Annotated in this window: 28 protein-coding genes; 16 read left to right on the top strand and 12 right to left on the bottom strand. The window is 51.1% G+C overall.

The window, feature by feature from the left end; translation table 11 throughout:
* Positions 1-98 precede the first annotated feature (98 nt).
* The 7 genes from QJT81_00845 (at position 99) to QJT81_00815 (ending at position 5,182) form a co-directional block, all read left to right on the top strand.
* Positions 99-416 carry an NAD(P)H-dependent oxidoreductase subunit E gene (locus QJT81_00845; GenBank protein ID WGZ94566.1) on the top strand — a complete coding sequence of 106 codons (318 nt, stop codon included), beginning with the start codon at positions 99-101 and terminating at the stop codon, positions 414-416.
* Positions 413-1,270, top strand: coding sequence for a 4-hydroxybenzoate octaprenyltransferase (ubiA, locus tag QJT81_00840; GenBank protein ID WGZ94565.1), 858 nt, complete (start codon positions 413-415; stop codon positions 1,268-1,270). Before QJT81_00845 ends, ubiA begins: the two co-directional genes overlap by 4 nt.
* Positions 1,271-1,320: 50 nt before the next feature.
* Positions 1,321-1,836: a 3-hydroxyacyl-[acyl-carrier-protein] dehydratase FabA gene (gene fabA / locus QJT81_00835; protein ID WGZ94564.1), complete on the top strand. Its 516-nt coding sequence runs from the start codon at positions 1,321-1,323 to the stop codon at positions 1,834-1,836.
* Positions 1,836-2,531, top strand: coding sequence for an SIMPL domain-containing protein (locus QJT81_00830; GenBank protein WGZ94563.1), 696 nt, complete (start codon positions 1,836-1,838; stop codon positions 2,529-2,531). The genes fabA and QJT81_00830 overlap by 1 nt, the downstream gene beginning before the upstream one ends.
* 52 nt (positions 2,532-2,583) lie before the next feature.
* A complete protein-coding gene (locus QJT81_00825; GenBank protein ID WGZ94562.1) occupies positions 2,584-2,835 on the top strand; it encodes a type B 50S ribosomal protein L31 in 252 nt (83 codons plus the stop codon).
* Between the two features lie 84 nt (positions 2,836-2,919).
* Positions 2,920-3,903, top strand: a complete 984-nt coding sequence (locus QJT81_00820; GenBank protein ID WGZ94561.1) for a M48 family metalloprotease — start codon at positions 2,920-2,922, stop codon at positions 3,901-3,903.
* 55 nt (positions 3,904-3,958) lie between these two features.
* Complete coding sequence (locus QJT81_00815) at positions 3,959-5,182, top strand: malic enzyme-like NAD(P)-binding protein (GenBank protein ID WGZ94560.1); 1,224 nt, start codon at positions 3,959-3,961, stop codon at positions 5,180-5,182.
* Here the strand turns inward: QJT81_00815 and QJT81_00810 are convergent.
* The 4 genes from QJT81_00810 to hemC are packed head-to-tail and all read right to left on the bottom strand — an operon-like array spanning position 5,177 to position 9,453.
* Entirely contained in the window at positions 5,177-6,454 is a 1,278-nt protein-coding gene (locus tag QJT81_00810) for a heme biosynthesis HemY N-terminal domain-containing protein (protein ID WGZ94559.1), read from the bottom strand. The two genes, QJT81_00815 and QJT81_00810, sit on opposite strands and share 6 nt — an antisense overlap.
* Positions 6,451-7,752: a uroporphyrinogen-III C-methyltransferase gene (locus QJT81_00805; GenBank protein ID WGZ94558.1), complete on the bottom strand. Its 1,302-nt coding sequence runs from the start codon at positions 7,750-7,752 to the stop codon at positions 6,451-6,453. Before QJT81_00805 ends, QJT81_00810 begins: the two co-directional genes overlap by 4 nt.
* Positions 7,749-8,528 (bottom strand): uroporphyrinogen-III synthase, encoded by a 780-nt coding sequence (locus QJT81_00800; GenBank protein ID WGZ94557.1) that lies wholly within the window; start codon positions 8,526-8,528, stop codon positions 7,749-7,751. Before QJT81_00800 ends, QJT81_00805 begins: the two co-directional genes overlap by 4 nt.
* Complete coding sequence (hemC, locus tag QJT81_00795; protein WGZ96529.1) at positions 8,521-9,453, bottom strand: hydroxymethylbilane synthase; 933 nt, start codon at positions 9,451-9,453, stop codon at positions 8,521-8,523. Before hemC ends, QJT81_00800 begins: the two co-directional genes overlap by 8 nt.
* Positions 9,454-9,764: 311 nt before the next feature.
* Between hemC and QJT81_00790 the strand changes: the two genes are divergently transcribed.
* Entirely contained in the window at positions 9,765-10,223 is a 459-nt protein-coding gene (locus QJT81_00790) for a Fur family transcriptional regulator (protein WGZ94556.1), read from the top strand.
* On the opposite strand, the gene QJT81_00785 is transcribed toward QJT81_00790, so the two are convergent.
* The 3 genes from QJT81_00785 to QJT81_00775 all read right to left on the bottom strand — a co-directional run bounded on the left by QJT81_00785 (position 10,205) and on the right by QJT81_00775 (position 12,779).
* Positions 10,205-10,795, bottom strand: a complete 591-nt coding sequence (locus QJT81_00785) for a class I SAM-dependent methyltransferase (protein WGZ94555.1) — start codon at positions 10,793-10,795, stop codon at positions 10,205-10,207. The two genes, QJT81_00790 and QJT81_00785, sit on opposite strands and share 19 nt — an antisense overlap.
* A gap of 12 nt (positions 10,796-10,807) precedes the next feature.
* On the bottom strand, positions 10,808-12,016 hold the full coding sequence (locus QJT81_00780) for an RNA-guided endonuclease TnpB family protein (protein WGZ94554.1): 1,209 nt from the start codon (positions 12,014-12,016) through the stop codon (positions 10,808-10,810).
* Between the two features lie 148 nt (positions 12,017-12,164).
* Positions 12,165-12,779, bottom strand: a complete 615-nt coding sequence (locus tag QJT81_00775) for a class I SAM-dependent methyltransferase (protein WGZ94553.1) — start codon at positions 12,777-12,779, stop codon at positions 12,165-12,167.
* 280 nt (positions 12,780-13,059) lie between these two features.
* On the opposite strand from QJT81_00775, the gene lexA reads away from it, so the two are divergent.
* The 5 genes from lexA to QJT81_00750 all read left to right on the top strand — a co-directional run bounded on the left by lexA (position 13,060) and on the right by QJT81_00750 (position 17,524).
* Positions 13,060-13,671, top strand: coding sequence for a transcriptional repressor LexA (gene lexA, locus QJT81_00770; protein ID WGZ94552.1), 612 nt, complete (start codon positions 13,060-13,062; stop codon positions 13,669-13,671).
* Between the two features lie 23 nt (positions 13,672-13,694).
* On the top strand, positions 13,695-14,000 hold the full coding sequence (locus QJT81_00765; protein WGZ94551.1) for a hypothetical protein: 306 nt from the start codon (positions 13,695-13,697) through the stop codon (positions 13,998-14,000).
* Between the two features lie 114 nt (positions 14,001-14,114).
* Entirely contained in the window at positions 14,115-15,596 is a 1,482-nt protein-coding gene (locus QJT81_00760; protein WGZ94550.1) for a hypothetical protein, read from the top strand.
* A 118-nt stretch (positions 15,597-15,714) separates the two neighbouring features.
* Positions 15,715-16,899, top strand: a complete 1,185-nt coding sequence (locus QJT81_00755; GenBank protein ID WGZ94549.1) for a FimV/HubP family polar landmark protein — start codon at positions 15,715-15,717, stop codon at positions 16,897-16,899.
* A complete protein-coding gene (locus QJT81_00750) occupies positions 16,862-17,524 on the top strand; it encodes an alpha/beta hydrolase (GenBank protein ID WGZ94548.1) in 663 nt (220 codons plus the stop codon). The genes QJT81_00755 and QJT81_00750 overlap by 38 nt, the downstream gene beginning before the upstream one ends.
* Here the strand turns inward: QJT81_00750 and waaC are convergent.
* Complete coding sequence (waaC, locus tag QJT81_00745; protein ID WGZ94547.1) at positions 17,517-18,497, bottom strand: lipopolysaccharide heptosyltransferase I; 981 nt, start codon at positions 18,495-18,497, stop codon at positions 17,517-17,519. The genes QJT81_00750 and waaC overlap by 8 nt on opposite strands.
* A 447-nt stretch (positions 18,498-18,944) precedes the next feature.
* On the opposite strand from waaC, the gene QJT81_00740 reads away from it, so the two are divergent.
* Together QJT81_00740 and QJT81_00735 are read left to right on the top strand one after the other, a co-directional pair.
* Positions 18,945-19,940: an adenosine kinase gene (locus QJT81_00740; GenBank protein WGZ94546.1), complete on the top strand. Its 996-nt coding sequence runs from the start codon at positions 18,945-18,947 to the stop codon at positions 19,938-19,940.
* 25 nt (positions 19,941-19,965) lie between these two features.
* Positions 19,966-20,883 carry a hypothetical protein gene (locus QJT81_00735; protein ID WGZ94545.1) on the top strand — a complete coding sequence of 306 codons (918 nt, stop codon included), beginning with the start codon at positions 19,966-19,968 and terminating at the stop codon, positions 20,881-20,883.
* Between the two features lie 25 nt (positions 20,884-20,908).
* Here QJT81_00735 and ribF read toward each other — a convergent pair whose 3' ends face one another.
* Positions 20,909-21,829: a bifunctional riboflavin kinase/FAD synthetase gene (gene ribF, locus QJT81_00730; GenBank protein WGZ94544.1), complete on the bottom strand. Its 921-nt coding sequence runs from the start codon at positions 21,827-21,829 to the stop codon at positions 20,909-20,911.
* A 9-nt stretch (positions 21,830-21,838) separates the two neighbouring features.
* Positions 21,839-22,303 (bottom strand): tRNA (cytidine(34)-2'-O)-methyltransferase, encoded by a 465-nt coding sequence (locus tag QJT81_00725; GenBank protein ID WGZ94543.1) that lies wholly within the window; start codon positions 22,301-22,303, stop codon positions 21,839-21,841.
* Between the two features lie 89 nt (positions 22,304-22,392).
* On the opposite strand from QJT81_00725, the gene QJT81_00720 reads away from it, so the two are divergent.
* Positions 22,393-23,631: an ATP-binding protein gene (locus QJT81_00720; protein ID WGZ94542.1), complete on the top strand. Its 1,239-nt coding sequence runs from the start codon at positions 22,393-22,395 to the stop codon at positions 23,629-23,631.
* On the opposite strand, the gene QJT81_00715 is transcribed toward QJT81_00720, so the two are convergent.
* Together QJT81_00715 and QJT81_00710 are read right to left on the bottom strand one after the other, a co-directional pair.
* Positions 23,628-24,902: a dihydroorotase gene (locus QJT81_00715; GenBank protein WGZ94541.1), complete on the bottom strand. Its 1,275-nt coding sequence runs from the start codon at positions 24,900-24,902 to the stop codon at positions 23,628-23,630. The genes QJT81_00720 and QJT81_00715 overlap by 4 nt on opposite strands.
* Positions 24,899-25,894: an aspartate carbamoyltransferase catalytic subunit gene (locus tag QJT81_00710; GenBank protein WGZ94540.1), complete on the bottom strand. Its 996-nt coding sequence runs from the start codon at positions 25,892-25,894 to the stop codon at positions 24,899-24,901. Before QJT81_00710 ends, QJT81_00715 begins: the two co-directional genes overlap by 4 nt.
* Positions 25,895-25,917 lie beyond the last annotated feature (23 nt).

Genomic DNA, 25,917 nt, shown 5'->3' with positions numbered 1-25,917 from the left:
GAATACGAAACAGGGTGGATTTTTCCACCCTGTTTTATTTTGTGGGTATGAGCGCCTCTGGCATAATGAACCTCTGTTCTTTAGGCAAGCAATGACCCATGAGTTACTATCAATATCATGTCTTTTTTTGCACCAATCAACGCGCGGATGGCGAGTCCTGTTGCGCTCAGTTTGATGCCCAAGCCATGCGCGATTATGCCAAGCAACGCTCTAAAGCGTTAGGTTTGCACAAAGACGGCAAGTCGCGAATTAACACTGCTGGCTGCCTAAACCGTTGCGCCGAAGGCCCGGTTATCGTCGTGTACCCTGAAGCTATCTGGTACACCTATGTCGATCAAGAAGACATTGACGAAATTATCGAAAGTCACTTGCAACACGGCAAGCCCGTCAAACGCCTGATGCTTGATCCACAATGATGACGAAACTGCGCCATTACGCACATTTGGTGAGGCTGGATCGGCCTATTGGCATCTACCTCTTACTATGGCCAACCCTGTGGGCATTGTGGATAGCAGCAGAAGGTGTACCCAATCTGGTCATACTTTTAGTATTCATTGCCGGAGTCGTCTTAATGCGTTCAGCCGGTTGTGCGATTAATGACTATGCAGACCGCGACGTTGATCCCCACGTTGCCCGTACCAAAACCCGCCCGCTTGCTGCCGGACATCTTTCACCCAATGAAGCATTAGGCGTTTTTACCGTATTAAGCTTACTGGCTTTCGCACTGGCTTTATTGCTTAATGGGTTGACTATCGCACTGTCAGTGGTTGCTGTGTTGCTGGCCGCGACTTACCCCTTTATGAAACGCTTTCACCATTTACCGCAAGTGCATTTGGGCGCTGCGTTTGCTTGGGCAATTCCCATGGCCTTTACTGCCATCACCGGCGCAATGCCGCCCTTGGTTGCCTGGCTGTTATTTTTGGCTGCGGTACTATGGACAACTGCCTATGACACCATGTACGCCATGTGTGACCGTGAAGATGATGTGAAAATCGGGGTTAAGTCCAGCGCCATTCTGTTTGGCGAGCATGACCGTTTGATCATCGGCATCTTGCAACTATTGACCCTGTTATTGCTCATGGTAGTGGGTATTCTAGCGGAACTCGGCCTGTGGTATTGGCTAGGCTGGTTAGTCGCTTGCGGACTCTCAGTTTACCAACAGTGGTTGATTCGTCACCGAGAACCACAACCCAGTTTACAAGCCTTCCTCAACAACCATTGGCTGGGTATGGCGATTTTCATGGGCTTGGTTGCTGATTATGCTTTCTGAGACAGATTCCGTTACAATCGGTTGTTTTATGACACTCTTGAGCTTGCACTATGTCCAGACAATCCAGTTTTACCCGTGAAGAACTCCTGCAATGTGGTCGTGGCGAAATGTTCGGCCCTGGTAATGCGCAATTACCCATCCCCAATATGCTAATGATGGATCGTATCGTCGAAATCAGCGATAACGGTGGCGCACACGGCAAAGGTCACATTCTGGCAGAACTGGATATTACCCCTGAATTGTGGTTTTTTGATTGCCATTTCCCCGGCGACCCGGTTATGCCCGGTTGCTTAGGTCTGGATGCCATGTGGCAAATCATCGGTTTTTACCTGGCTTGGCTTGGCAACCCCGGTCATGGGCGGGCACTGGGTGTAGGTGAGGTAAAATTCTTCGGTCAAGTACTCCCAAAAGCCAAGAAAGTAACCTATAAAATTGAATTAACCCGCGTCATCACCCGCAAACTGGTGATGGGCATTGGTAATGGCAGCATGGAAGTGGATGGGCGTGAAATTTACACCGCCAAGGACTTACGTGTTGGTCTATTCACGTCAACGGATAATTTCTAATGAAACAGCTAGTTGCTGCGGTTTTACTTTCACTCTCTGCACTCAGCAATAACGTTATTGCTGACCCCCCCCCGGTTTACGACCGCATGGTTTTTGCTGTCATGGCGGAAAAAGAAGTGCCTAATGATATGCTGACCGCGATACTTTACGCCGAGCAGCAAGGGCAAGACACCGCAGCGATGGCTGATAGTATTAATCAAACGATCACTTGGGCGCTAGACCTCGCCAAACAGGAAACGGCGGTAGCAAGCAGTACCCTAAACTACACCACCAACCCCGTGTACACTGATGGGCGGGTCACGGGCTGGCAAGTACGTCAAAACATCCAGTTAAAAAGCAAGGACAGTAAAATTCTCAGTGGCCTGCTGGGTAAATTGCAGGAAAAATTGCGTATCGAGGGTATTCACTACAGTGTTTCCCCTGAAGTCAAAACCGAAACTGAAAAAACCCTGATCGACCAAGCCCTGAAAAATTTCAAGGAAAGGGCTGACCAGATCAAAGACGGTATGGAGCGAGCAGAATACCGCATCGTGCGCCTAGAGGTGCAAGCACTGGGAAGCGAATCACCACAAGCACCGATGTATCGGATGGCAGCAATGGCACTCGATGCTGCCCCCGCACCACCCTCATTGGAAGGCGGTAAACAAAACCTGCAAGTGAATGTGCAAGCCGAGATTGAACTTTCGATTCAATAACGCTAAGATGTTGCGCTTTTCGCATATACCCGAATAACTTGAGGATTTCAACATGAAGCCCGGCATTCACCCTAACTACAGAGAAGTCGTCTTTCAAGACCTGACTAGCGGCTTCGCGTTCCTGACCCGCTCCACGGTCAACACCCGTGAAAATATCACCTGGGAAGATGGTAAAGAATACCCATTGGTCAAAGTGGAGGTTTCCAGCCAATCTCACCCTTTTTACACTGGCAAGCAAGCGATTAGCACCACGGCTGGTCGTGTAGACAAGTTCAAGAGCCGTTATGCACGTGGTGGCAAGTAAGTCCTAGCAGACTGTTCCAGAATCATGCATCATTAAAAGGCGCTCTAACGAGCGCCTTTTTTGTTTTTGACGGAGAACGATAATATGCGGCTAACTACCTTAGTAACCAGCATCCTCCTTAGCAGTGCTACACTGCTGGCTGGTTGTTCTGCCAACCCGGTTTCAGGTGAAAATCAACTCGCCCTGATGTCAGAGGCTGAAGAAATTCAGACAGGGCAACAAGCACACCGAGAAATTCTCGCTAAAACACCCGCTTACCAAAATGCAGCCCTACAAGCGTATGTCAATCGTATTGGGCAGTTAATGGCAGCACAAAGCCACCGCAACAATCTGCGGTTTACCTTTACGGTACTGGATGACCCAGCCGTCAATGCATTTGCCTTACCCGGTGGCTACATCTATATCACCACTGGCCTGATGGCTTATCTGAATTCCGAAGCAGAACTCGCGGGTGTGCTCGGACATGAAACCGGTCACGTTGCTGCCCGCCATAACGTTAGTCAAGCCTCTTGGGGCGTGGTAGGCGGCATTGTCACCAACGTTCTCAGTGAAAAACTGGGCAATAAAGAACTTATCGGAACCCTAGGTGAACTGGGCTTAAGCAACTACAGCCGTAACCAAGAACTGGACGCAGATGGCTTAGGTGCTGAATACCTCGCCCGTGCTGGTTACGATCCAGCCAACATGGCCAATGTGATTGCCACGCTGCAAGCTTATGATCAATTCAAAGGCGGCAGTTCCGACCCTTATCGTGACCTGTTTTCCACTCATCCCAACAATGACCTGCGTTTACAGCAACTGATCGGACAGGCGAGGCGCTATGGTACTGGCACACGCGATGCAGGTCATGAAACCTACTTACAGCAAATCGAAGGTTTACGCCTACCTCTGGGTAATGGACAAACTGTACAGGTACGCTTGCTCACAGCACGCCCCGGCGACACATTCGATAACCTCGCACGCTCCAGCCGCTTAAGCAACAATCCAGCCATGCATTTGCGCGTGCTGAACGGCCTGTTTCCGAATGGCGAACCCCGCCCCGGTCAGTTACTCAAGACCATACAATAAGATTGCAGCACACTCAGTTAGCCCCAACACATTAAACCCAGCAGGCGGAGGAGCCATGTCTACGTTAAAAGAAGATGCGCTGAAATATCACGCTGAACCACGTCCCGGCAAAATTGCCACCCACATCACCAAGCCAACCGCAACGCAGCGGGATTTGGCCTTAGCCTATTCTCCCGGTGTTGCCGAACCGGTACGCGAAATCCACAAAGATCCAGAAGCAGCCTACCGTTACACTGGCAAAGGTAATCTGGTTGCCGTCATTTCCGATGGCTCAGCAGTGCTGGGCTTAGGCAATGTCGGCGCACTCGCTGGCAAACCCGTCATGGAAGGCAAGGGGCTGTTATTCAAGCGTTTTGCCGACATCGATGTCTTTGATATTGAGGTTGCCACCCAAGATGTGGAAGAGTTCATCACCGTGGTGAGGAACATTGCGGGTACTTTCGGTGGGATTAATCTGGAAGATATTTCCGCGCCACGCTGTTTTGAGATCGAAAAGCGCTTACAAGCGATGCTCGATATTCCCGTATTTCACGACGATCAGCATGGCACGGCAGTCATTATTGCGGCGGGTTTGATGAATGCGCTGGAACTTCAGGGCAAAACCTTGGCAGAAGTCAACATCGTGTGCGTCGGTGCAGGCGCGGCGGGGATAGCCTCGATGAATTTGCTGGCAGCATTAGGGGCGAACAAGCAAAAGCTGTTGATGGTGGATAGCAAAGGTGTATTGCATACCGGGCGCACGGATTTGAACACTTTCAAACGGGATTATGCGGTGGATACCGACAAGCATACGCTGGCGGATGCGTGTCAAGGTGCGGATGTGTTCATCGGTTTGTCTGGCCCCGACATCATGAGTATTGAGATGCTCAATAGCATGGCAGCTAACCCGATTGTGTTCGCGTTGTCTAATCCTGACCCAGAAATTAATCCAAACGTAGCCTTGGCACTACGCAGTGACTTGATTATGGCAACCGGACGCAGCGATCACCCTAACCAAATCAACAATGTACTCGGTTTCCCATTCCTGTTCCGGGGTGCGTTAGATGTGCGTGCTCGCTGCATCAATATCGACATGCTCAAAGCAGCCGTATACACCTTAGCTGCATTAGCACGTGAACCTGTCCCCCAAGATGTACTAGATGCTTACGGCTTAGCATCGTTAACGTTTGGAAAAGATTACATCATTCCTAAACCTTTTGATCTGCGCTTACGCGAACGTGTACCCACTGCCGTCGCCCAGGCAGCGATTGACAGTGGTGTTGCACGTCTTCCGTTATAAGCCGTTATAAGGCGTTAGTGCTGGCGGTGTCTGCGGGTTAACCTGCGGACGCTGCGTTGGGGTTAAATTTAGCTTTTCACCGTCACTGCGGATGCAATAACGCAAGCCCATGCGGTAACAGCGTTGCGCATTTTCCGGCTCTTTCATCGTTTCCAACAATTCAGCCAACTCCAGGTAGCCCTCCGTGTTTGGGGCTTGATTAAGGCTGGCTTCGTAATAGCTTTTCGCCATTCCCCACAATTTTTGCTGGTTATATAAACGTGCTAATAGCAACAGCAATGCCGGGTTGTTCTCAGGTTGGCTGAGTTGCCACTTTTCTGCTTGCTGGATAGTATTGCCAAGGCTGTGGTGCTGAGTGCGCCCGAACAAATCAGCCAGCCCATCATCCCAACGTTTGTTCAGAATGCTACTGATAAAGCTATTACAGGCCAAATCATCCCCGGCGGAGTGCAACGCTTTGGCATAGAGCAGAATAGCTTCGTGGTTTTCGCGGATCGGAGCGGGTAGTTTTTTCCACATAGCCTGTAGTTTATCGGTCTGCCCTGCCTTCGCATAATGCTGAAACATGGCTTTCAGGGTTGCACCTTGCACTTTGCTCATGTCGTCATTTTTCAACAAGTTTTGTTTAGCTAAATCGGGCAACAAACCCAATAAAGCATCCCAGTTTTCTTGCCGATACAATACCTTAGCCAGCAACTTCAGCACATAAGGATGCTTAGGGGAGAGATCGCGCAAACGCACTAAGGTAGCGTGTGCTTGTTCTAGCTGCCCACTACCGAATTGCATTTCAGCTTGCGAAACACCCACCGCAACATTGGCTTTACTATCACTTTCAATCGCTTGTTTGAGCAACTCATCCCGGCGTTCATAAGCTTCACGCATGTGCGCCGCCCTTGCTGCCGCCAAGTAATTCAGCAACGGTGTATCGCTGTAGGGTGCATGATCCACCAACAATTTTTCTGCTTTATCCCAGTGACCTTCTGTTAACTGAATCAGCCCTTGAGTTAGCGCCCGGTTAGCCTTGCTCCCCAACCGTGCGGCACGAAACCGGCTGAAGCTGCGACGCATTCCAAAACCGTGACGCAGCAAACTCACCAACAGGTAAAAACCCACACACGCCAACAGAACTAAAGCTGCCAAGGTGGCAGTCTTCATCTCAAAACTCCACACCCCCCACGTAATGGTGGCAATGCCAGGGTGTGATAATACCACTTGCCCCATCCACACAATCAGAGCGATCAGGATCAGCAACACGATCAGGTAAAACATCATTCGCGTTTGCCTCCCTCTGATTTAGCTTTATCCGTGGTTTTGGCAGGTTTTGCTGCTTTACCAGCCTCTGCATCCCCCGTCTCAACCTTTTTAGTCTCGGCATTGTTGCTTTCAGCTTCCTGTATCACTCTGGAGGCTTCCGCATGGCGTGCACTTTCCAATTGTTTGAGGCTGGCAGAAATATCCGGGAGAACCGGCTGTAATTCCAGCTTACCGATGTCATCCAACTCCGCTAATACCGGTTTAGCCTGATCAGGCGGGTAATACTCACTCAGCGTTTCCTGAATCAACCCCAGTTGAGCACGAAACCCCACATGATCACGCTGAAGCACCAATAAGCGCAGATTTTCGAGCCGCAGTTGCAGAAGCTGGAACAAATGTAAGCGTGCATCCGCATCCAATTGCATTTGCAAAGGCTTATCGTGCTCACGGATCACAATTGCCTCGTTGAGAGTTTCCAAGGCTTTACGCTTGTAGTCTGCCCACAATGAATTGCCGGTCACATCCGCCTCAGTCGCGCCAGTCAAGGCCACCGACTCCCCTGCAACCGGTGTCGAACTCAAGGCTGGTAAGGGTTTTAAACCCAGCATCAGCGCATTAATACGTTGGGAAACGCCCACAATATCAGGGACAGGCACAGCTTCTAAAGCAGAAATATCCCGTGCAATCTGTTGGCGTACCGTCAGGTAATTCACTGAACCCGCTTTTGCCAACAAAGTATCCGCTTCCTTCAACGCAGAAATCGCAGTGCGAACATCTTGCGCCAAATGCAATTGCCGCCCTGCTAATTGCAGCAAAAATTCGACCTCCGTGATTTGCCACTCATTAGCACTGGCGGGTGTGGCACTTTGCTGCATTTTAGCTTGCAGGAAAGTGACCTGCTCAACTTGTGAGGCCACCGTATCCGCGAATTGGCGGGTTTGATTTTGTAGCCGCGCCATTTCCTGAAGTGCCCGATCATTATTGCTTAATGCCTGCGTGGCCTTAGCATCCAAATCTTGCCGTAAGGTATTCAGCGCATCGCTGGTAGGTACACTTTGTAACTGTTCACGTAACGCTGCAATCTCAGCCTCATTGCCACGTGCTTTGTCATTCATACGCTGCCAATGCTTATAGCCCGCAGCAATACCGATAGCCGTGAAAGACAGTGCCAAAATAGACACAAACACAGCAAAACGAGCACCCGTTGATTTTTTGGGGGCGGCATACCCAACATCGTTACCGAGGTGATCAACAGCATCAACTGCTGTGTGCAAAGTCTCGTTATCAGCTTCGTGTGTCGCTGCTTTATCAATCATGGTTGGAATTCCTGTACCCAATGGAGGAGTGCCTGCAACATGGCCTCATCACCGGGGTTGTCTGCAATGCGGATGATTCCGGTAAATCCGGCTTGGCGTGCCGTTGCTAACATACGCTGGCTACCAACCAGCAGGGGAACCGTTTTTATCCAGTCGGGATTATTCAGCATGACGAGCAAATTCAATAGCCCCTCGCTACTGGTAATAGTGATTATATCAAGCTGCTGCTGTTCATGAAGGGATTTCAGGTGACTGGCATCGATTTGTGGGCAAACCCGTCGGTACACATCAACATAAGTCACTTGTGCACCGCGTTCACGCAAGGTATCCGCGAGTAATTCCCGCCCCCCTTGCCCCCGAAAAATCAGGATATGCCGATTCGCTAATTGCTGTGTTTGCGGCAAAGCAAGGAAATCTTCACTGGTAAAACCCTGTTGTGGAACCCAATGCGCGGTAAAACCCTGCTGTTGCAACACGCTCGCCGTCTGTTTACCAATCGCCCCCAACACCAAAGTTTGCAACACTTCGCCTTGTTGCGCGTCTAATAAGCTCAAGCCATAACTTACCGCATTCGCACTGATAAACACGGCAGTGTCATAGCGTGATAGCTGCGCCAATGTGGTTAACGCGGCTTGCGGATTCTCCAGCGGGCAAACCTCAACCACTGGCAATAATTGCACGATAGCGCCCGCCTGTTCCAAACGTTGACGCAAACCTTCTGCCTGATGAGCAGGACGTGTCACCATCACATGCAAGTCATGCAGCACTTTAGGCATGAATCCCCAACAAAGCCAGCACTTTATCCCCACCTTGTGCCAACAAATCCTCGGCAATCGCCACGCCTAATGCCTCTGGATCGACCGCACAACCGTGTTGCTCACAATGGTACAGCGCCGAACCATCCGGAAAACCAATCAACCCACGCATTCGCAGCACACCCTCTTGCAACTCAGCAAACCCCGCGACAGGTACTTGGCAACCACCGTTAAGGCGGTGATTCATCGCGCGTTCGGCACGCACACACACCGTAGTTTCCGCATGACGCAACGGTGCCAGCAAATTTTCCACCCGTGGATCATGCCGACGACACTCAATGCCGACCGCACCTTGCCCAATCGCAGGCAAACTCTGTTCGGTGGACAAATAGGCGGTAATGCGTGACTGGAATTCAAGGCGAATCAACCCAGCAGCCGCCAGAATAATGGCATCGTATTCACCGTTATCCAACTTCGCTAGGCGGGTATTGACGTTGCCGCGTAAATCCTTAATGTGCAAATGCGGGTAACGGGCGCGGATTTGTGTCTGGCGGCGCAAACTGGATGTGCCAACCACAGCCCCATGCGGCAGCTCATCCAAGGTTTGGTAACGGTTGGACACAAACGCATCGCGAGGGTCTTCACGCTCCAAAATAATGGGTAAGTGCAAACCTTCAGGGAATTCCATCGGCACATCTTTCATCGAATGCACCGCAATATCCGCAGTCCCTTCCAACATCCCTAATTCCAGCTCTTTCACGAACAAGCCTTTGCCGCCGATTTTGGACAACGGGCTATCCAGAATTTTATCACCACGCGTCACCATACCCACCATTTCAATCTGAAGGTTGGGGTGAAGTTCCTGTAAACGGCGTGCGACATGTTCGGCCTGCCACATGGCAAGCGGACTGGTACGAGTGGCGATACGAATAATTTCGGACATGATTCCTGCGCGTGTCTAATCCAATGATAGCGTAGCACTTTACGGCAAAGTGGGCTTAACTTCCATCCTTGCAAAATATTTACGATTAAAATTTAACCATAACCCTTGTATTTTTTTCTATTCAGGCTACATTAAGGATACGACCAACGGAATGAAAAAATAACACGGAAGTTATACTTATCTCTTCCTCTTAACGTGGTTGTTCAGGGACGGGCGAAATGATCAGCCCCCATAATGTTTCGCTTGTAACGTGCCGGATCTTTAGCCCGGATCCGGCACTTCCTTGATTACTTCAAGAGTGCTAAAGTGAGCGAATGACTGCACCCCCCTATGAACAAACTGCCCGTACACTACTTCAGCAATCCAATGGTCGGGTAACACCTGCTAGAATTGGCGTACTCAGCATATTGCTGGAAGCCAAAACTGCTCTCACCCATCAGGAAATCGAACAGCTCGCCCAACAACAAGGCGACACCTTTGACCGCGTAACCCTCTACCGTGCCTTGGATTGGTTGGTGGAACACCATGTGGCGCATAAAATTGCCGGTGTAGACCGTACTTGGCGTTACAATGCCCAAACGGGGGTTCCACAGCAACACGCCCATTTTTATTGCAAACACTGTGAACATGTGTTTTGCTTAGAAAATCTTCAACCCGCTTGGCTATTTAGCCTTCCCCCCGGCTACCAGCTTGAAGAAGTCGAACTGAATCTCCAAGGGCAATGCCCGGATTGCGCGGCTGGTTCATCTGCGGCTCAACGTGGGGCATCGTAACGGTTGCGCTGCCGATTGCGCTGCCTCAGTACTAACTGAAACAACTGCAACTGCCCGCTACGGAAAGCGCCAGCACACGTTAGCAAGTAATACTCCCACATGCGTCGGAAACGTGCCGTATAGCGCTGCTGTAGTCCAGACCACGCCGCACTAAAACGCTGCTGCCAAACCATGAGCGTCGTGTCATAATCTGCGCCTAAATTCTGCACATCTTCAACCACGAAATGCGGTTCGCACGCCCCTGCAATTTGTGCGAGAGTGGGCAGTTGACCATTAGGGAAAATGTAACGTTCAATCCAAGGATCCGTTGCCTGTACCTGCCGATCAGTCCCAATCGTATGCAGGGCAAAGACACCATCCGGTTTTAATACCCGTTGCACCATCGCAAAATAAGCAGCGTAATTTTTTAACCCCACGTGCTCAAACATACCGATAGACACCACCTTGTCGAATTGCCCGGTTATATCACGATAATCCTGCAAACGGATGTCAACTGGCAAACCTCGGCAACGCTCTTCTGCCAGTACTTGCTGTTCCCGTGACACCGTAACCGTTATTTCAAACCTACCCAAATCTACCTATAGCTAACTAAAAGTAGTCATGGTGTTGAATTCCTGCTTCACGGGGGCTGGTTTCGTCTTCGGCTTGCGCCCAAGACCAGAGCCTTCCCCTCCACAGGCAGACACCGTGTAACTCACGGCGTATTCTTCTAAATTCTTGGCGGCATTTACGTCACGGTCATGGACTGCACCGCAAACGGGGCAAGTCCATTCACGTACCGACAGTGGCAGCTTGTCCACTTTATGCCCACAGCCAGCAGCAGAACAGGTTTTGCTGGAGGCAAAAAACCGATCAGCCACCACGACCACCGCACCGCGCATTCCCGCCTTGTATTCCAGTTGACGGCGAAACTCGAAAAACCCCATATCACTGATGGCACGGGATAAATGGCGATTTTTCACCATACCCGACACGTTCAAATCTTCAATGCCGATGGTGTGAAAACGGCGGGTTAAATCCGTGGTGAACTGGTGCAAACTGTCTTGGCGGATATTGGCAATACGTGCGTGAAGTGTTGCCAGCTTCTGCTTCGCCTTGTGACGGTTGGCACTGCCTTTGACCTTGCGGGACAGGCTGCGCGAGAGCCGTTTTAGGCGGGAAAGCAAGGCTTTATGCGGCTTTGCCCCAACCACTTTTTCCCCCGTTGATAGGGTTGCCAGTGCAGATACGCCCAAATCCACCCCTACCGTGCCTTGGTTTTTGGCAGGCGGGAGATGGTTTGAGGTGGTGTCCACGGTGATGCTGGCGAACCACTGGTCAGCGGTGCGGGAAATCGTGGCAGAGAGAATTTTACCGGAAAAGCGTAACGTTTCCCGCATCCGTACTACCCCAAGGTTGGGAATGCGGATGCGGCAACCGTCAAGGCTGAACTGGTCGTTGGTGAGGGTGAAACTGTCGCGGCTTTTGCCTTTCTTTTTGAATTGCGGGTACTTGGCTCGCCCCGCAAAGAAGTTCTTGAAAGCTGCGCCGAGTTGGATAATTGCCATTTGTGGGGCGTTTTTGGTGACTTCCAGCATCCAGGGGAATTGTGCGCGTTTGATGGCGTTCAATTGGCGGCGCAAGCGCATTTGGTTGGGTTTTGGCTGAGTGTTGTCTTCCTTCCATGCCGTGTATTGGGTTTGCCATTCTGCCAACGCCCAGTTGTAGGCGAACCGTGCTGTACCAGCGGCTTTCGCCAAGTACGTCGCTTGCTTATGGTTGGGGTCAAGGCGGATTTTGTGGCTGATGATCATGGCAAACAGAATGCAGCACGGTGTGATAGTTGTCTAGTCATCCGTGCTTTTGCTGCTATCTTTTACGGATAAACGGCACTACGCTTTTATAAACCTAACCAAAATGATAAAGTTTGAATAGATTTATATAGATTTTATGGTAACTGTTTCAAACCCCCGTCACCTTCACCCCGTAATGACTGGCAGCATACTGCGCAAAACCACCCCAGCCGCAGCCAATATCCAACACATGCTCGTCAGGCTGCAACGCCAGCTTACGACACAACAAATCCAGCTTGTTCACCTGTGCTTGCTCTAAATCGCTGGCATCTTTCCAGTAACCGCAGGAATAACACATACGGCTATCCAACATTGCGACGAACAGGTCATTGCCAAGATTGTAATGCGTGTCTGCCACCTGATAGGCGCGACGACTGGATTGCAGATTGAATAAACGTGCCCGTAGTACCTGTAACCAGAACGGCGGATTATGGCGCAGGGTTTCATCAAGGTTTGCCTGCAACAGCCGGGTCGTAAGAGCATCAACACTGCTACAATCCCACCAGCCATCCATATAGCTCTCCCCCATCCCAAGGGAGCCTTGTTGCAAGATGCGACGATAAAAACGCGGGTCATGTACCTCCAGATCAAACACCTGTTTACCTTCCACCCCCACACCTGCGCTTGCCAGCAACATCCGCACACTACGCTCATTGCGTCCCATACGCTGTTGAGGAATCTGGAATACCGATTTATCAGTATGCTGAACCGTTGGTGTATTCATAAATCACCTCCTTCGCACTATTCAAACATAGCATTCAGGCTTGCCCTTGGCTAAACGATTAAAGCGATTATTTTAATTAGCGAAATCAATGCTCTAATCTTGGGTAGTCCATGCTCGACAACACCAACATAGTGCATTTCATACACCACCCAGCTACCGCTCATCGGTAAAACCGAACAAAAAACGAATATATGGCAAGTATTTTTGATTGGCGTAGACACGAACTAAACCGTATATTTAGTTCGTGTTTTGTTCGGTTTGTTGATGAGGAAACAGCATTATGCTCACACGCAGACAACAGCAGATGATGGACATCATCCAGTCCCTGTACGCCCGTAACGGCTACGCCCCAACCTTGGATGAAATTGCGCAGGCAGGTGGAATATCCACCCGCAGCACCGTTCACCAACATGTGCAGGCACTGATCCGGGAAGGCCGCCTGCAAGCCACAGCGGGCAAGCGTGCCTACCGGATGCCTGAAACGGCAGTGGCGCGTCACCCGCAAATGCCGCTCAGCCTCGGTTTACCACTGGCAGGGCGTATCGCTGCCGGTAAGCCGATTGAAGCTATCGCTGGCAAAGATGAAATCAACCCCAGCGACCTTTTCAGTGGCAACGGGCGCTACGTGCTGGAAGTACGTGGCGAATCAATGATAGACATCGGCATTATGGACGGTGATTTCGTCGTCATTCAACAACAGGAAAATGCCCGTGATGGCGACATTGTTGTCGCTTTGGTCGAGCGTGAAGAAGCCACCCTCAAACGCCTGTACCGCCAACCCGATGGACAAATCGAATTACGCCCTGAAAACAGCCAGATGCAACCGATGGTCTATCCGGCGGAAAGTGTACAGGTACAGGGCAAAATGGTCGGTTTGTTCCGTAGTTATTAAACAGAAAATCCAGGAGTAACCTTATGAATATTGAGATGCAAACACCTGCAACAGGGATACAGGAAATACCCGATAAACCAGAGTGGGGACAAGTCTGGAAAGTCACCCGCGCCTTATTGGTCGTTTGGGCATCGGCAGTATGGGCTTTGCTGATCCTGCTGCCCGGTTTAGAACAAATTATTGATGTCGAAACAGCGATGCTGCATTTACCTTACATGCTGATTGGCTTGGCTTTGGTCGGGGCAGTGGTGGCAGCCCATAGCTTGCGTGCGGATCGGCACTTGTTATGGTTTCTGGGTGTATTACTGATGTTGGCTGGCTGGATGTAAATCATGAGACAAAAACATGCAGCATAAAAATGGCGTGATGAAAGTTGCCGCTTTCAACACGCCGGAGATTCCCGCTATCACTGGGTTAATAGTTAAAGACAGGAAGGTTTTATTATGACGGATTCCAACACAAATACCAACTTGGATCGACCAGCGCACCTGATCACCACAAAATCATTGCGCGACATCCTCGGCGACCTACGCAAAGCCGAAGCATGGCTATTGATGGCTGCTTTTGCTGCATTCCTCGCCTCCGCATTTTTTGTCGTCAAATATTTTGTGGGCGGGGAAATGGATCCGCCCAATTGGAGTGGCGAGCAATGGGCAAATGCGATACTAGGGCTAGGCATTACCGCCGTGATCACCGCCGCACAGGCATTTTTGTATGCCAGTGGTTACAAAGGCCCGGCTGCTGTAGTAGCGACCGTCATTGTGGTGTTTTTCGGCTTATTTTCCGAAGTCTCTCAGTCCATGGAACGTGAGGATGCCACGGTGCGGCAACGTTCTGAAGGGTCGCCCGTGTTTCAGGCCGCGTTGGGCAGCATCCAGAATTTGAGCGTGCAAGCCGCCACACCGTCGGGCGCAACCGCACAACTGGCGACAGCACGAGGCACACTGGCAAGACACGAGGCAGAACTCGCGGCTTGCCGTGCCAAATACCGTGCTGATGCCCGCATCCAACAATGCGAACGCTACGAACATGCCAAAATTGCCGAAGCCCGTGGCGAAGTTGCCGCCGCCGAAGCCGCTGCCAGTGGCTCAGCAGCAGTCGTGGGTTCCGCGCTAAGTGCAGCCATTACCCAAGCGAAAACGCTGGAATATGACGAAGACAAGCACTATGCCATGATCCGCTTACTTAAGGACTTGCTTAATGTAGGCGGCATTTGGGCATCCTTCCTGTTTTCGGTCATCATTATTGGTACATTTGAATACGCTTTCCACTTTGTAGGCAGCTACGTAGCCGACCATAAACGCGCCTTACTCCTGATGGGGCGGGATACCCGTGGCGAATTAATCCACCCTGATACGGACGCAAGCGTGGGCAGCAATGTTAACGGCATCCCCAGAGACTTCGGCAATACAGAGCGTAATCAGTACCTCAATCAGATTACACCAGAACGTACCGAATCAGCCGATACCAGCAATATCCGCATCAAAGATGAAACCGTACCGGTACAAGCCGATATGCCCCCGGTAATGGCTGAAACCAACACTGCAACGCTGGATGATTCACGCCCTGATCCGCCAGAATCCAAGGTGCGTGACCTGACCCGCGAACGCTTTTTCAAACTGATTTACATGGAAGTGCGTTCACGCATCCTCAATGGCGGGATAAAACCCACAGTACGCCCTGTAACCGATGCCGTGACTGACGTCATCCGCCACCACACCAAGGCATTAGGCTTACAACCGTCCTTAATTGGCAAGCCCGAACGCCAGAAAATCGCGGAAAAAATCCTTGAAAAGCTGGAACGTGAAGCGATACTGGAACTGAATCCCCAACAAGGTGTCGGAAAACCTAAATACCTGCTGGCAAGCCGTTGGGCAAACCAGTCTGTACCGGAAATACCGATGCCGGGGCAAGCCATCCGGTAAACCGTGCAGAGCGGCTGACATCAGGTTATGATTAACTGGGCTGTTGACGATCCGACTGCATTTACAGTGCGGATCGTCTATATAAAAGATTAACTTAGACTGTCTGCGCGGAACTATCATGAAATATAAAATACTTGCCGTTGCCACGGGGCTGCTGCTGGCGGCATCACTCACCAGCTTACCACCTGCTTATGCCGCAGCCAGTTACGGCCCGGTGAAAAATAATGAAACGTTGTGGGATATTGCGAGTCGCCGCCGCCCTTCCTATGACATTAGCGTGCCACAAATGATGGCAGCCATCCGTGCTCAAAACCCACAAGCCTTTATTGATGGCGATATTAATCTTCTAAAAAGAGGCACTTACCTAAAAATTCCGGTTATGCCAGAAGTTAAGCAAAGCGCAGGCAAACAAGCCTCTCTTGCCAGCTTACGTGCTGAAATCCGCCGCTTACGTGGTCAGCTTAAAACAGAACAACAACACAGCGCCACCTTAGCTAAACAACTCAAAGCGTTGCAGGCCACACAAGCAGCAACACCTTCCACGACACCTCTTCCCGAACAAGCACAGGTCGCACAACTGCAAAACGACTTAATGATTAAATTGCAAACCGAATTAACCGAGTTAAAGCAGCAGGTACAAGTTAAAGATGCACGCATCAAGGAGTTAGAGGCGGCGTCGGTACAAGTGGCTACCCTACCGAATGCCACCAACGACCCTACTACCAGCGTCACCCCGGCACAAGCGCAACAAGACGATGCGGCTATGCAAGCAGAGCTGACTGAACTCAAACAATTGCTGGAACAACGCGATACCCATATTCAGAACTTGCAGGCATCTTTACGAGAAGCTAGCATTTCTATTAAGCGCCAGTATGCAGAAAGCCAGGAACTCTATGGGCGTCTGAAGGAACTCGAACCTGGTAATACGGTTACAGCGCCACAACCGCCAGCGGAACCGGGCAGCACAACTCCCCCCAACCTGACGTTAGCAGCCAACCCAGAAGCCGACCAAACCCCAACAGCTCCCCCTGAACAAGCACCGGTCTTTACTGATCAGCTCACGCCACCAACGGCAACGACTGAAACAGGGAAAGCAGAGAAACCCGGCACTTCCTTGCAAAACATCTTAGAACAACAGGTGTCAGGCAGTGAGGACGGTAAATTACCAGCCCCAGCTCGCGTCTCGTTAGTGGTTGCGTTGATTTCTTTGATGTTTATTTTAGCATTGCTATGGCGCTCACTGTCGCAACGACGTGCCTTAAATCGTGAGGAAGAACGCCTGCGGGCAGAACTGGAGGGTTAGCACCATTACCACTTCAACCATCGTGCTCTTGCACGGTATTTGGATGCGCCCGCTGGTATTACAAACACTAGCAAGGCGCTTACGGCAAGCAGGTTATCTTGTCAAAGTACCTGCTTATGCCTCTGTTAGTCTGACGCCTGCTCAAAATGCTGAGCGCTTACACCTGTTTATCCAAAGCTTATCCACAGATTATCTACACCTCGTCGCACACAGTTTGGGTGGAATTGTTGCATTGCATTTGTTGAGTCAACACCCCGAACTACCACCAGGCCGTCTCGTCACCTTAGGTACACCGATTCAAGGCAGCAAAATTGCGCGAATGATCAAACCCTTACCACTATTGGGCTTGGCATTTGGTAACAGCATGGATGCAGGTTTAGCCGGTGTTAATATACCTACTAACATTGGACGTGAATGGGGAGCGATTATCGGAACCTTGCCATTAGGTTTAGGCTCACCCTTTTTATTGGGTGAACCTAATGATGGTGCGGTCAGTGTTGTAGAAGCATACCATCCGGCACAAACAGTGCGTATCCAGCAACGAGTATCCCACACAGGGATGCTGTTTTCCCCGTTAACATATACTTATATCCAACATTTCCTGCACACAGGTCAGTTTATTTAAGCAACAGATTCAGCAAACGCTGGGTAACCGCTTCCGCATCCTGCGTGTCTGCACCACTGAGATTTTCCAAGGTGTTAGTGCTGCGGCTGTTACCCTGTATGCCAGTCAAAGCAGGCTGAGTAACGGGGTACAGAGCCAAACCCGGCTTATCCAAAGCGGCTGCAATATGCATCAAACCCGTATCCATGCCGATAACCCCGACTGCCTGCTGCATGATGGCGGCGAGTTCCCCTAAACCACTACGCGGCAGTACCTGTACACCCTCAGTGACTTGAGCAAGCCGTTGCGCCCGTGCGTGTTCACGTGCATTTCCCCAAGGCAATAAGGTGCTAATCCCTTGTTCTGCCAGCGCAGTCAGCAGGGTTTGCCAGTGTGTTTCCGGCCATTCTTTGTCAACCCGGCTAGTCCCGTGTAAGCCAACCACGTAGCGGCTGGGAAGCGGTAAATTAGGCAAAGGGTAAGTGCCACCTGCAATACCGTGCTCCAGCGGCAAGGTTTCAATACTGTACCCCAAGGCATGTGCCATCAACAGGCGGTTACGGGTGATCGCATGGCGTTGCTTATCGACACTAAACCCTTGTTGGTACAGCACGCTAGCCAGCGGTTCACGGATGCTATGGCGGTCATAACCGTAACGTTTTCCTTGGGCGAAGGCTGCAATCAGGGCACTTTTCAACAAACCTTGTGTATCAATAATTGCATCATACTGCACCTGGTGTAAGCGTCGGTGAAAGGCGCTTATTTCCTGCCAAGTTGTTCGATTGAACACGTGTTTACGCCAGCGACGAATGGCAACTGGCAGAATATTCCCGACAGATGGATGCCAAGCGGGAACTTCAGCAAAATTTTCTTCTACAACCCAATCAATGTTCAGCCCTGGATGCTGGCGACTGGCATCAGTAATCGCGGGTAGCATGTGTACCACATCACCCAAAGATGATGTTTTAATGATCAGAATGTTACGTACTGACATCAGACAAGCTCCACGTGAAACATCGCCTCTAGGTAAACATTCTGCTGACAGCGATTGTGGATAAGTCTGCCAGCCTGATAAAAAGATAGGAGGTTTGACACCGTTACACCTTGTTGGTTTTTTTCAGACGCTTCGCTGAACCTAATATTAAAAAACAGATTTTTTAGACAAATGGTGTAAATAACCAGACTAACGATACGCAGATGCTGACTGCCTTCCTCTTGCACTGACAATCAACAGCTTTTTCTATGGTAAATAACACTGTGTTGATAAGCTTCTTTCCTGTGGATAACTTCGTGGATAACTCTGGGGAAAAGTTTGTGGGTAAGTGTGTAACGTTAAGCTGGCTCACGGTGGCACAGTGTAGCAGATTGCAGGGTAAATGCTGGAAAAGAAAACCTAGATAAGGTACAAGGCATTTTCAAGCAATAATCTGACGGGGACACGATGAAATACGACGTATTCGGTATTGGCAATGCACTAGTGGACAAAGAATTTGAGGTGACAGAAGACTTTTTGGCAGCGCATGGCATCCAAAAAGGCATGATGACCCTGATTGATGAGGCGAAACAGCAACACTTAATCGCTGGTTTGACCGACACTTTTGGGTTGAAAAAGCGTGCCAGTGGTGGTTCAGCCGCTAACAGCATCGTAGCGATTAGTCAGTTTGGGGGTAAAACGTTTTACGCTTGTAAAGTAGCGAATGACGAAAGCGGCGAGTTTTACATGCATGATTTACACGCCGCTGGGGTAAATACCCGCCTTGATCAGGTGCGCGGAGCCAGCGAAGGCGTAACGGGCAAGTGTATGGTGATGGTGACACCCGATGCGGAACGCACCATGAATACGTTTTTAGGGATTACCGCTGACTTTTCCGAAGCCGAATTGCACTTGGATGAACTCAAGCAATCCAACTATTTGTATATCGAAGGCTATTTGGTGACCTCAGACATATCACGAGCAGCCGCTTTAAAAGCCAGACAAGTCGCTAAGGAACACGGTGTAAAAACGGCGATGACATTCTCTGACCCGGCAATGGTGCGTTTCTTCCGTAGTGGTGTGGATGAGATGCTGGGCGATGGTGCAGATATTTTATTCTGCAATCGCGAAGAAGCCAGCGTTTTTACCGGCAAGGATGATCTGGAAGACGCCATTCGAGCGATTAAGCCTTACGCTGGCAAACTGGTGATAACCTTAGGTAGCCAAGGTGCACTGGTCGTCGATGCAACTGGGCGCACTGAAATTGCGGCACACCCGGTAAAAGCGGTCGATACCAACGGCGCAGGGGATATGTTTGCAGGTGCGTTCTTGTACGGCATCACCCAAGGCATGGATAATGCCCAAGCAGGGAAACTAGCGAGTTTATCCGCAGCACAAATCGTAACCGTGTTCGGGGCACGCCTCAGCAAAGCAGCACATCAAGAAGTGCTCGCCATTATTTAATCCATTTTAAGGGCAGAACATAACAATGAATCTGAAGATTAAACACATTTACACAGTCACACTGTTAACCTTAACCAGCGCCCTCGTAGCCTGCGGTGGCGGTAGTGATACCGGCAGTGCAGCAACTGCCAATAACGCCTACACCGGCGCACGCACCCTCGCCGCCTTAAATAGCAACAATCAGCAACTTTTCTACAGTGCGCTTGAATTATCCCTGCTGAATTTAAGTGAAACCAGTGAGTTAGCGGCAAAATCCAGCGACCCAAGCGTCACCAGTTTCGCTCTTTTATCCCAACGTTATGCACGCTTGGCAGGGACGATTGATGAATACATCGCAAACCAGAACTATCAAGCACGGACGATTAATAACAGTGTACCCTGCACCAATGGTGGCTCAATCACCATTAGCGGCACACTGAATGACCAAACCAACACCGGAACTTTAAACGTTTCCCACAACCAGTGTGCAGAAGGTGATGTCGTTATCAACAGTGTTGGCACATTAACGATCAACAAATTTGACACGAATTTACTGAAAATTACTGACTTTAGTGTCAGTGCTACAGGCAATACGCTATACAACGGCATTACTTACACCGAAACCGGTACACAACAATTTGCCATTGACCATTACAAAGGGCGACTCACCGCTGTTTCTAACATAACCCGCAAAGCAGGCGGGCTACAGTTGTTAGAAAATAATCTCGTCCTCATGGTTAACCAAGGCAATATCACGGTCTCCGGTCAATTGTGTGAAGGGGTAGATGGGTGTGTGAACATCAGCACCCCAACACCTATCAATGCTGCGGGAACGACTGGACAAATGCTATTGAGTGGTGCCAGCAACAGCAAATTACGCATTTACCCCGTTAGCGGCATTGTATGGTTAGACTTAGATGCCAACGGTGATGGTATCTACGAAACCACCACTCGCGCCGAGTAATAAACAACGGGGTTCAGGGTGTGCGTCATGCTAAGGCATGGCGTGCCTGCACCGCGTCCCGCGCAATCTGTGCTTGCAATTCATCCAATGACGCAAATTTCATTTCGTCACGGATGAATGCCACGGGTTCCACGCAAATATGCTTACCGTACACCTGTTGGGCAAAGTCGAACAGGTGGACTTCCAGCCGGTTTTCCACCCCATGCACCGATGGACGTGTACCTAAATTTGCCACGCCGTTGATGACTTCCTCACCTAACCCATACACCTGCACCGCATACACCCCACGTCGTAACGCAATATGTTGTGGCACACGCATGTTCAACGTGGGAAAACCAATGGTGCGCCCACGTTTGTCACCGTGGCGGACGCGCCCTGAAATCCGGTAAGGTTTGCCCAACAATTCCGCTGCCAAACCCAATTCCGCCGTACTCAATGCCAGCCGGATACGGGTACTGCTGACCCGCTCATCGGCGTGCAGAAATGTCGGGGTATCCACCACCTGCATCCCGGCTATTGCCCCCATGGCTTGCAACAAGTGGTAATCGCCGCGCCGCCCTTTGCCAAAGCGGAAATCATCGCCCACCACCAGATAGCGCACCTTCAAGCCATCCAGCAAGATATGTTGCACAAAGTCTTCTGCTTCCATATTAGCAAGCTGCTTGTTGAAACGTAGGCAAGCGAAGCGCTCAACCTGCATCGCTTCCAGCAAGCGTAATTTGTCACGCAACGCATAAATGCGCGGTGGTGGCGGCGAGCGGAAGAACTCAATCGGCAGCGGTTCAAAACTGATCACCGTTGCAGGCAAGCCTAAGGCTTGTGCCTTCCATTCAACGTGTTGGATAACCGCTTGATGCCCTTTGTGCAACCCATCGAAATTGCCAATGGTAGCAACACAACCGGGGTCATGAGCAGGAGCGGGGAAAATGCGGCGAATTAGTTTCATGTGTCGAGTCTAGCCTAATCCCACAAAATGTTGTTGACGTAATGCCTCATACACCACGACCGCTACAGTATTCGACAAATTCAAACTGCGACTATCCGGCAGCATCGGTACACGCAACTTCAGCTCATCCGGCAGGCTCAACAACAAGGCTTCTGGCAAACCCCGCGTTTCAGGGCCAAACAACAACACATCCCCCGGCTGAAAATCCGCATCGCTGTAGCGCGTACTCACCTTGGTACTCAGTGCAAACACGCGCTTGCCCTGCATCGCTAGGTTAAACACGGCAAAGTTGTCGTGTTCCTGTACCACCGCTAGATCGCGGTAATCCATTCCCGCCCGCTTGACTTGCTTCTCATCCAGCGAAAAGCCTAGCGGGTGGATTAGGTGCAAACGGCAGCCAGTGTTGGCGCACAAGCGCATGATATTGCCAGTATTCGGCGGAATTTCGGGTTGGTAAAGCGCAATATCAAACATCAAAAAACATCCATTTCATTCCTGATCGTAGGGCAACATAATCCTGATTTCACGCTATACTAATCCTAATATTACGACGTAGGTACCGCATGAATAACGCCTCATTATACCCCAGACTACTGCTAACACACGTACAAGAAGCATTAGCTGATACACCCGTAGTATTGATTACTGGCCCACGTCAAGCAGGAAAAACCACGTTGGTACGCCAATTAGCAGGCACTGGGATGCGCTACCTGACACTGGACGATAACCTTACCCTGTTGGCGGCGCAACAAGATCCGGTCGGTTTTATCCGTACTCTTGATCGGGCAGTGATTGACGAAATCCAGCGTGCGCCGCAACTGTTGCTGGCGATCAAAAAGACCGTGGATGAAGACCGCCGACCGGGGCGTTTCCTGCTAACGGGTTCTGCCAACTTAATGACGTTGCCCTTAGTAGCGGATTCATTGGCAGGACGCATGGAAACCCTTCCCTTGTACCCGTTTGCTCAGGTAGAAACCCATTACCAAACAAGCTGTTGGCTAGATGCCATCTTTGCAGGAAACATCCCTGTGACCACTCAACCCCTGCTGGGTGATGACCTGATAGAAGCCGTTTTGCGCGGTGGCTACCCTGAAGCCTTAACCCGCCCGAATCCACGTCGCCGTCAGGCATGGCATCGCCAGTATCTTGATGCACTCATCCAACGCGACGTGCAGGACATTGCCACTATCGACAAGTTGGGGCAACTCCCCCTTTTCCTACACGCATTGGCAGAAATGGCAGGGCAACTCTGCAATTACAGCCAGTTAGGGGCGCAAATGGGGATGGATGCCAAAACAGCCAACAAATACATGGGTATTTTCGAGCAGATGTATGTGCTGAAACGTATTCCGGTGTGGGCGAATAACCGTCTCAAGCGCGTCCTCAAATCCCCCAAACTGCAATTTATAGATTCCGGTTTGCTGGCTTCTGTGCGGGGGTTGACGGTGGATAGCCTCAAACGTGATCGCACTTTGTTCGGCGCATTGCTGGAAACTTTTGTGTATGCCGAATTGCTCAAGCACAGTACCTGGGCACAAGCAGATTACCAAATCCTCTATTACCGTGATACTGACCAGTATGAGGTCGATTTTGTGGTGGAAAACAGGGCGGGCGAACTGATCGGCGTGGAAGTTAAAGCCTCCGCCACGCTCACCGAAAAAGACCTGCGCGGGCTGAAACGGCTGGCGGGTTTGGCAGGCGATGCCATGAAACTAGGGGTGATTCTGTACGATGGGACGGAGGCACTGCCATTGGGCGAAAAGCTCATGGCAGTGCCATTGTCAAGTTTGTGGGGCAGTTAACGGCTAAACACAGTCTTCCCTGCCAATAAAGTACGTTTCACCGCACCGTTAAAATTCCAGCCACCAAACGGCGAATTGCGCCCGTTGCTGTGCATCGTATTCAGATCCAGCTCCCACAAGGCCGCTGGATCAAACAGCACCAAATCAGCCGGAGCACCTACATTGATCTGCCCTGCCTCGCTGTCAATGATAGTCGCGGGACCTGCGGTGATCTTACGCAAAGCTTCTGGCAAGCTCAACACCCCGTCTTCCACCAAGCGTAAGGTCAGCGGTAACAAGGTTTCCAGTGCCGAAATGCCCGGTTCAGTTTGCTGGAAAGGTGCCAGTTTAGCATCGACTTCGTGCGGCTGATGGTCGGAACAAATCGCATCAATCGTGCCATCCGCCAACCCTTCACGTAATGCATCCAAATCACGTGCTGAGCGCAACGGCGGCATCACGTGGCACAGCGGGTTGAAATCACTCACATCCATATCCGTCAGGAACAGTTGGTGAGCAGCCACATCCGCCGTAATGTCGAGACCACTATCCTTGCCCTGCCGGATCAGGCGCACACTCAGTTTCGCAGACAACCGACAGAAATGCACTTTTGCCCCGGTATGGCTTGCCAGTGCCAAGGTTTGCGCCACCGCCACCGTTTCCGCAGCAGATGGAATCGCAGGCAAGCCCAAGCGAGCCGATACCTCACCTTCGTGCATAAAGCCACCCGCAGCCAATGCGTGTTCCACGGGGTAAATGAACACGGTCAAGTCATGAGTGGCAGCGTATTCCATTGCACGGCGCAAGGTTTGCAGGCTATGGAATGGCTGCCGCCCATTGCTCATGCCCACGCAACCGGCGCGTTTCAGGCTTGCCATATTGCTGAGTTGCTGACCTTTTAAGCCTTGAGTCAAATTACCCAACACTTCAACATTGGCGTAGTGCGCCCGCCGGTTGAGGTCGTATATCAGTTTGACCTGCGCTGCATTGTCGAAATTGGCACCCGGTTCAGGCTGGTAGCACAACGTGGTAATGCCACTACTGGCAGCAGCAAAGGTTTCGCTGGCGAGGGTGGCTTTATGGTCTAACCCCGGCTCGCGCAAACACGCGGCCAAATCCACTGCACCGGGGAATACCCACAAGCCTTGCGCGTCGATGGTTTCATCGGCGGCAAATGCGGCGGAGGTTTCTGCCAACGCGGTAATCCGCCCACCGTCGATCAGGACAGTGCGTTGCCCATCCAGCCCACTGGCGGGATCAATAACCCGTGCATTGCGTATCAATAGGCTCATGCTGCACCTCCTTGTGAACCCATGATCATCGACATGACCGCCATGCGCACCGCAATGCCGTTGGTAACTTGCTCAAGAATGACCGATTGCAAACCATCGGCAACGCGGGAATCAATTTCCACCCCGCGATTGATCGGGCCGGGATGCATCACGATCGCATCGGGTTTAGCCAGTTGCAGGCGTTCTTCGGTCAAGCCGTAGAGCTTAAAAAATTCGCGTTCGGAAGGCAGCAAAGCGGTCTGCATCCGTTCGCGTTGCAGGCGCAGCATAATCACCACATCCACGTCTTCAATGCCCTGTTCCATGTGGTGGAACACGTTCACCCCCATACGCTCGATACCCGCAGGTACGAGCGTTTTCGGCGCAACCACGCGCACTTCCCCGGCTGCCAGCGTGGTCAGGGCGTGGATTTGCGAACGTGCCACCCGCGAATGCAACACATCGCCGACAATCGCCACTTTCAACGGCTGGAAACTGCCCTTCTTTTGGCGGATGGTGAACATATCCAACATCGCTTGGGTGGGGTGCGAATGCCGCCCATCCCCCGCGTTCAACACGCTGATGTGCGGGGCGCAGTAGCGGGCAATGAAATGCGCCGCGCCCGCGTGTTCATGGCGCACCACAAACATATCGGCGTTCATCGCTTCCAGATTGCGCACCGTATCCAGCAAGGTTTCGCCCTTGGAGGCGGATGAGGTGCGGATGTCGAGGTTGGTGACATCTGCGCCGAGGCGTTGCGCGGCGATTTCAAACGTCACACGGGTACGGGTGGAGTTCTCGAAAAACAAGTTCATGACTGTTTTGCCGCGCAGCAGGGGGGCTTTTTTCTGCTGTTTATTCGGCAACGTGACGAATTGTTCGGCGCGATCAAGGATCTCTTCCAACAATAGCGGCGGCAAACCTTCGATAGTCAGAAAGTGTTTCAACTTGCCGTCTTTGGTCAATTGCATACGCGACGGTAGCGGCCCTGGGGAAAGGTGAGCGTGGAGCATGGATGCACTCGCTTTTATTTTGA

It is taken from the genome of Candidatus Thiothrix putei (assembly GCA_029972225.1).
Classification (GTDB): Bacteria; Pseudomonadota; Gammaproteobacteria; order Thiotrichales; family Thiotrichaceae; genus Thiothrix; species Thiothrix putei.
Note: the sequence above shows the minus strand (reverse complement) of the source record. Positions and strands in the feature narration are given on the sequence as shown.

Excerpts from the sequence above, each read along its gene's own strand:
- QJT81_00845 (WGZ94566.1), top strand. The coding sequence starts at position 99 with ATGAGTTACTATCAATATCATGTCTTTTTTTGCACCAATCAACGCGCG.
- ubiA (WGZ94565.1), top strand. The coding sequence starts at position 413 with ATGATGACGAAACTGCGCCATTACGCACATTTGGTGAGGCTGGATCGG.
- fabA (WGZ94564.1), top strand. The coding sequence starts at position 1,321 with ATGTCCAGACAATCCAGTTTTACCCGTGAAGAACTCCTGCAATGTGGT.
- QJT81_00830 (WGZ94563.1), top strand. The coding sequence starts at position 1,836 with ATGAAACAGCTAGTTGCTGCGGTTTTACTTTCACTCTCTGCACTCAGC.
- QJT81_00825 (WGZ94562.1), top strand. The coding sequence starts at position 2,584 with ATGAAGCCCGGCATTCACCCTAACTACAGAGAAGTCGTCTTTCAAGAC.
- QJT81_00820 (WGZ94561.1), top strand. The coding sequence starts at position 2,920 with ATGCGGCTAACTACCTTAGTAACCAGCATCCTCCTTAGCAGTGCTACA.
- QJT81_00815 (WGZ94560.1), top strand. The coding sequence starts at position 3,959 with ATGTCTACGTTAAAAGAAGATGCGCTGAAATATCACGCTGAACCACGT.
- QJT81_00810 (WGZ94559.1), bottom strand. The coding sequence starts at position 6,454 with ATGATGTTTTACCTGATCGTGTTGCTGATCCTGATCGCTCTGATTGTG.
- QJT81_00805 (WGZ94558.1), bottom strand. The coding sequence starts at position 7,752 with ATGATTGATAAAGCAGCGACACACGAAGCTGATAACGAGACTTTGCAC.
- QJT81_00800 (WGZ94557.1), bottom strand. The coding sequence starts at position 8,528 with ATGCCTAAAGTGCTGCATGACTTGCATGTGATGGTGACACGTCCTGCT.
- QJT81_00790 (WGZ94556.1), top strand. The coding sequence starts at position 9,765 with ATGACTGCACCCCCCTATGAACAAACTGCCCGTACACTACTTCAGCAA.
- QJT81_00780 (WGZ94554.1), bottom strand. The coding sequence starts at position 12,016 with ATGATCATCAGCCACAAAATCCGCCTTGACCCCAACCATAAGCAAGCG.
- QJT81_00775 (WGZ94553.1), bottom strand. The coding sequence starts at position 12,779 with ATGAATACACCAACGGTTCAGCATACTGATAAATCGGTATTCCAGATT.
- lexA (WGZ94552.1), top strand. The coding sequence starts at position 13,060 with ATGCTCACACGCAGACAACAGCAGATGATGGACATCATCCAGTCCCTG.
- QJT81_00765 (WGZ94551.1), top strand. The coding sequence starts at position 13,695 with ATGAATATTGAGATGCAAACACCTGCAACAGGGATACAGGAAATACCC.
- QJT81_00760 (WGZ94550.1), top strand. The coding sequence starts at position 14,115 with ATGACGGATTCCAACACAAATACCAACTTGGATCGACCAGCGCACCTG.
- QJT81_00755 (WGZ94549.1), top strand. The coding sequence starts at position 15,715 with ATGAAATATAAAATACTTGCCGTTGCCACGGGGCTGCTGCTGGCGGCA.
- waaC (WGZ94547.1), bottom strand. The coding sequence starts at position 18,497 with ATGTCAGTACGTAACATTCTGATCATTAAAACATCATCTTTGGGTGAT.
- QJT81_00740 (WGZ94546.1), top strand. The coding sequence starts at position 18,945 with ATGAAATACGACGTATTCGGTATTGGCAATGCACTAGTGGACAAAGAA.
- QJT81_00735 (WGZ94545.1), top strand. The coding sequence starts at position 19,966 with ATGAATCTGAAGATTAAACACATTTACACAGTCACACTGTTAACCTTA.
- ribF (WGZ94544.1), bottom strand. The coding sequence starts at position 21,829 with ATGAAACTAATTCGCCGCATTTTCCCCGCTCCTGCTCATGACCCCGGT.
- QJT81_00725 (WGZ94543.1), bottom strand. The coding sequence starts at position 22,303 with ATGTTTGATATTGCGCTTTACCAACCCGAAATTCCGCCGAATACTGGC.
- QJT81_00720 (WGZ94542.1), top strand. The coding sequence starts at position 22,393 with ATGAATAACGCCTCATTATACCCCAGACTACTGCTAACACACGTACAA.
- QJT81_00715 (WGZ94541.1), bottom strand. The coding sequence starts at position 24,902 with ATGAGCCTATTGATACGCAATGCACGGGTTATTGATCCCGCCAGTGGG.
- QJT81_00710 (WGZ94540.1), bottom strand. The coding sequence starts at position 25,894 with ATGCTCCACGCTCACCTTTCCCCAGGGCCGCTACCGTCGCGTATGCAA.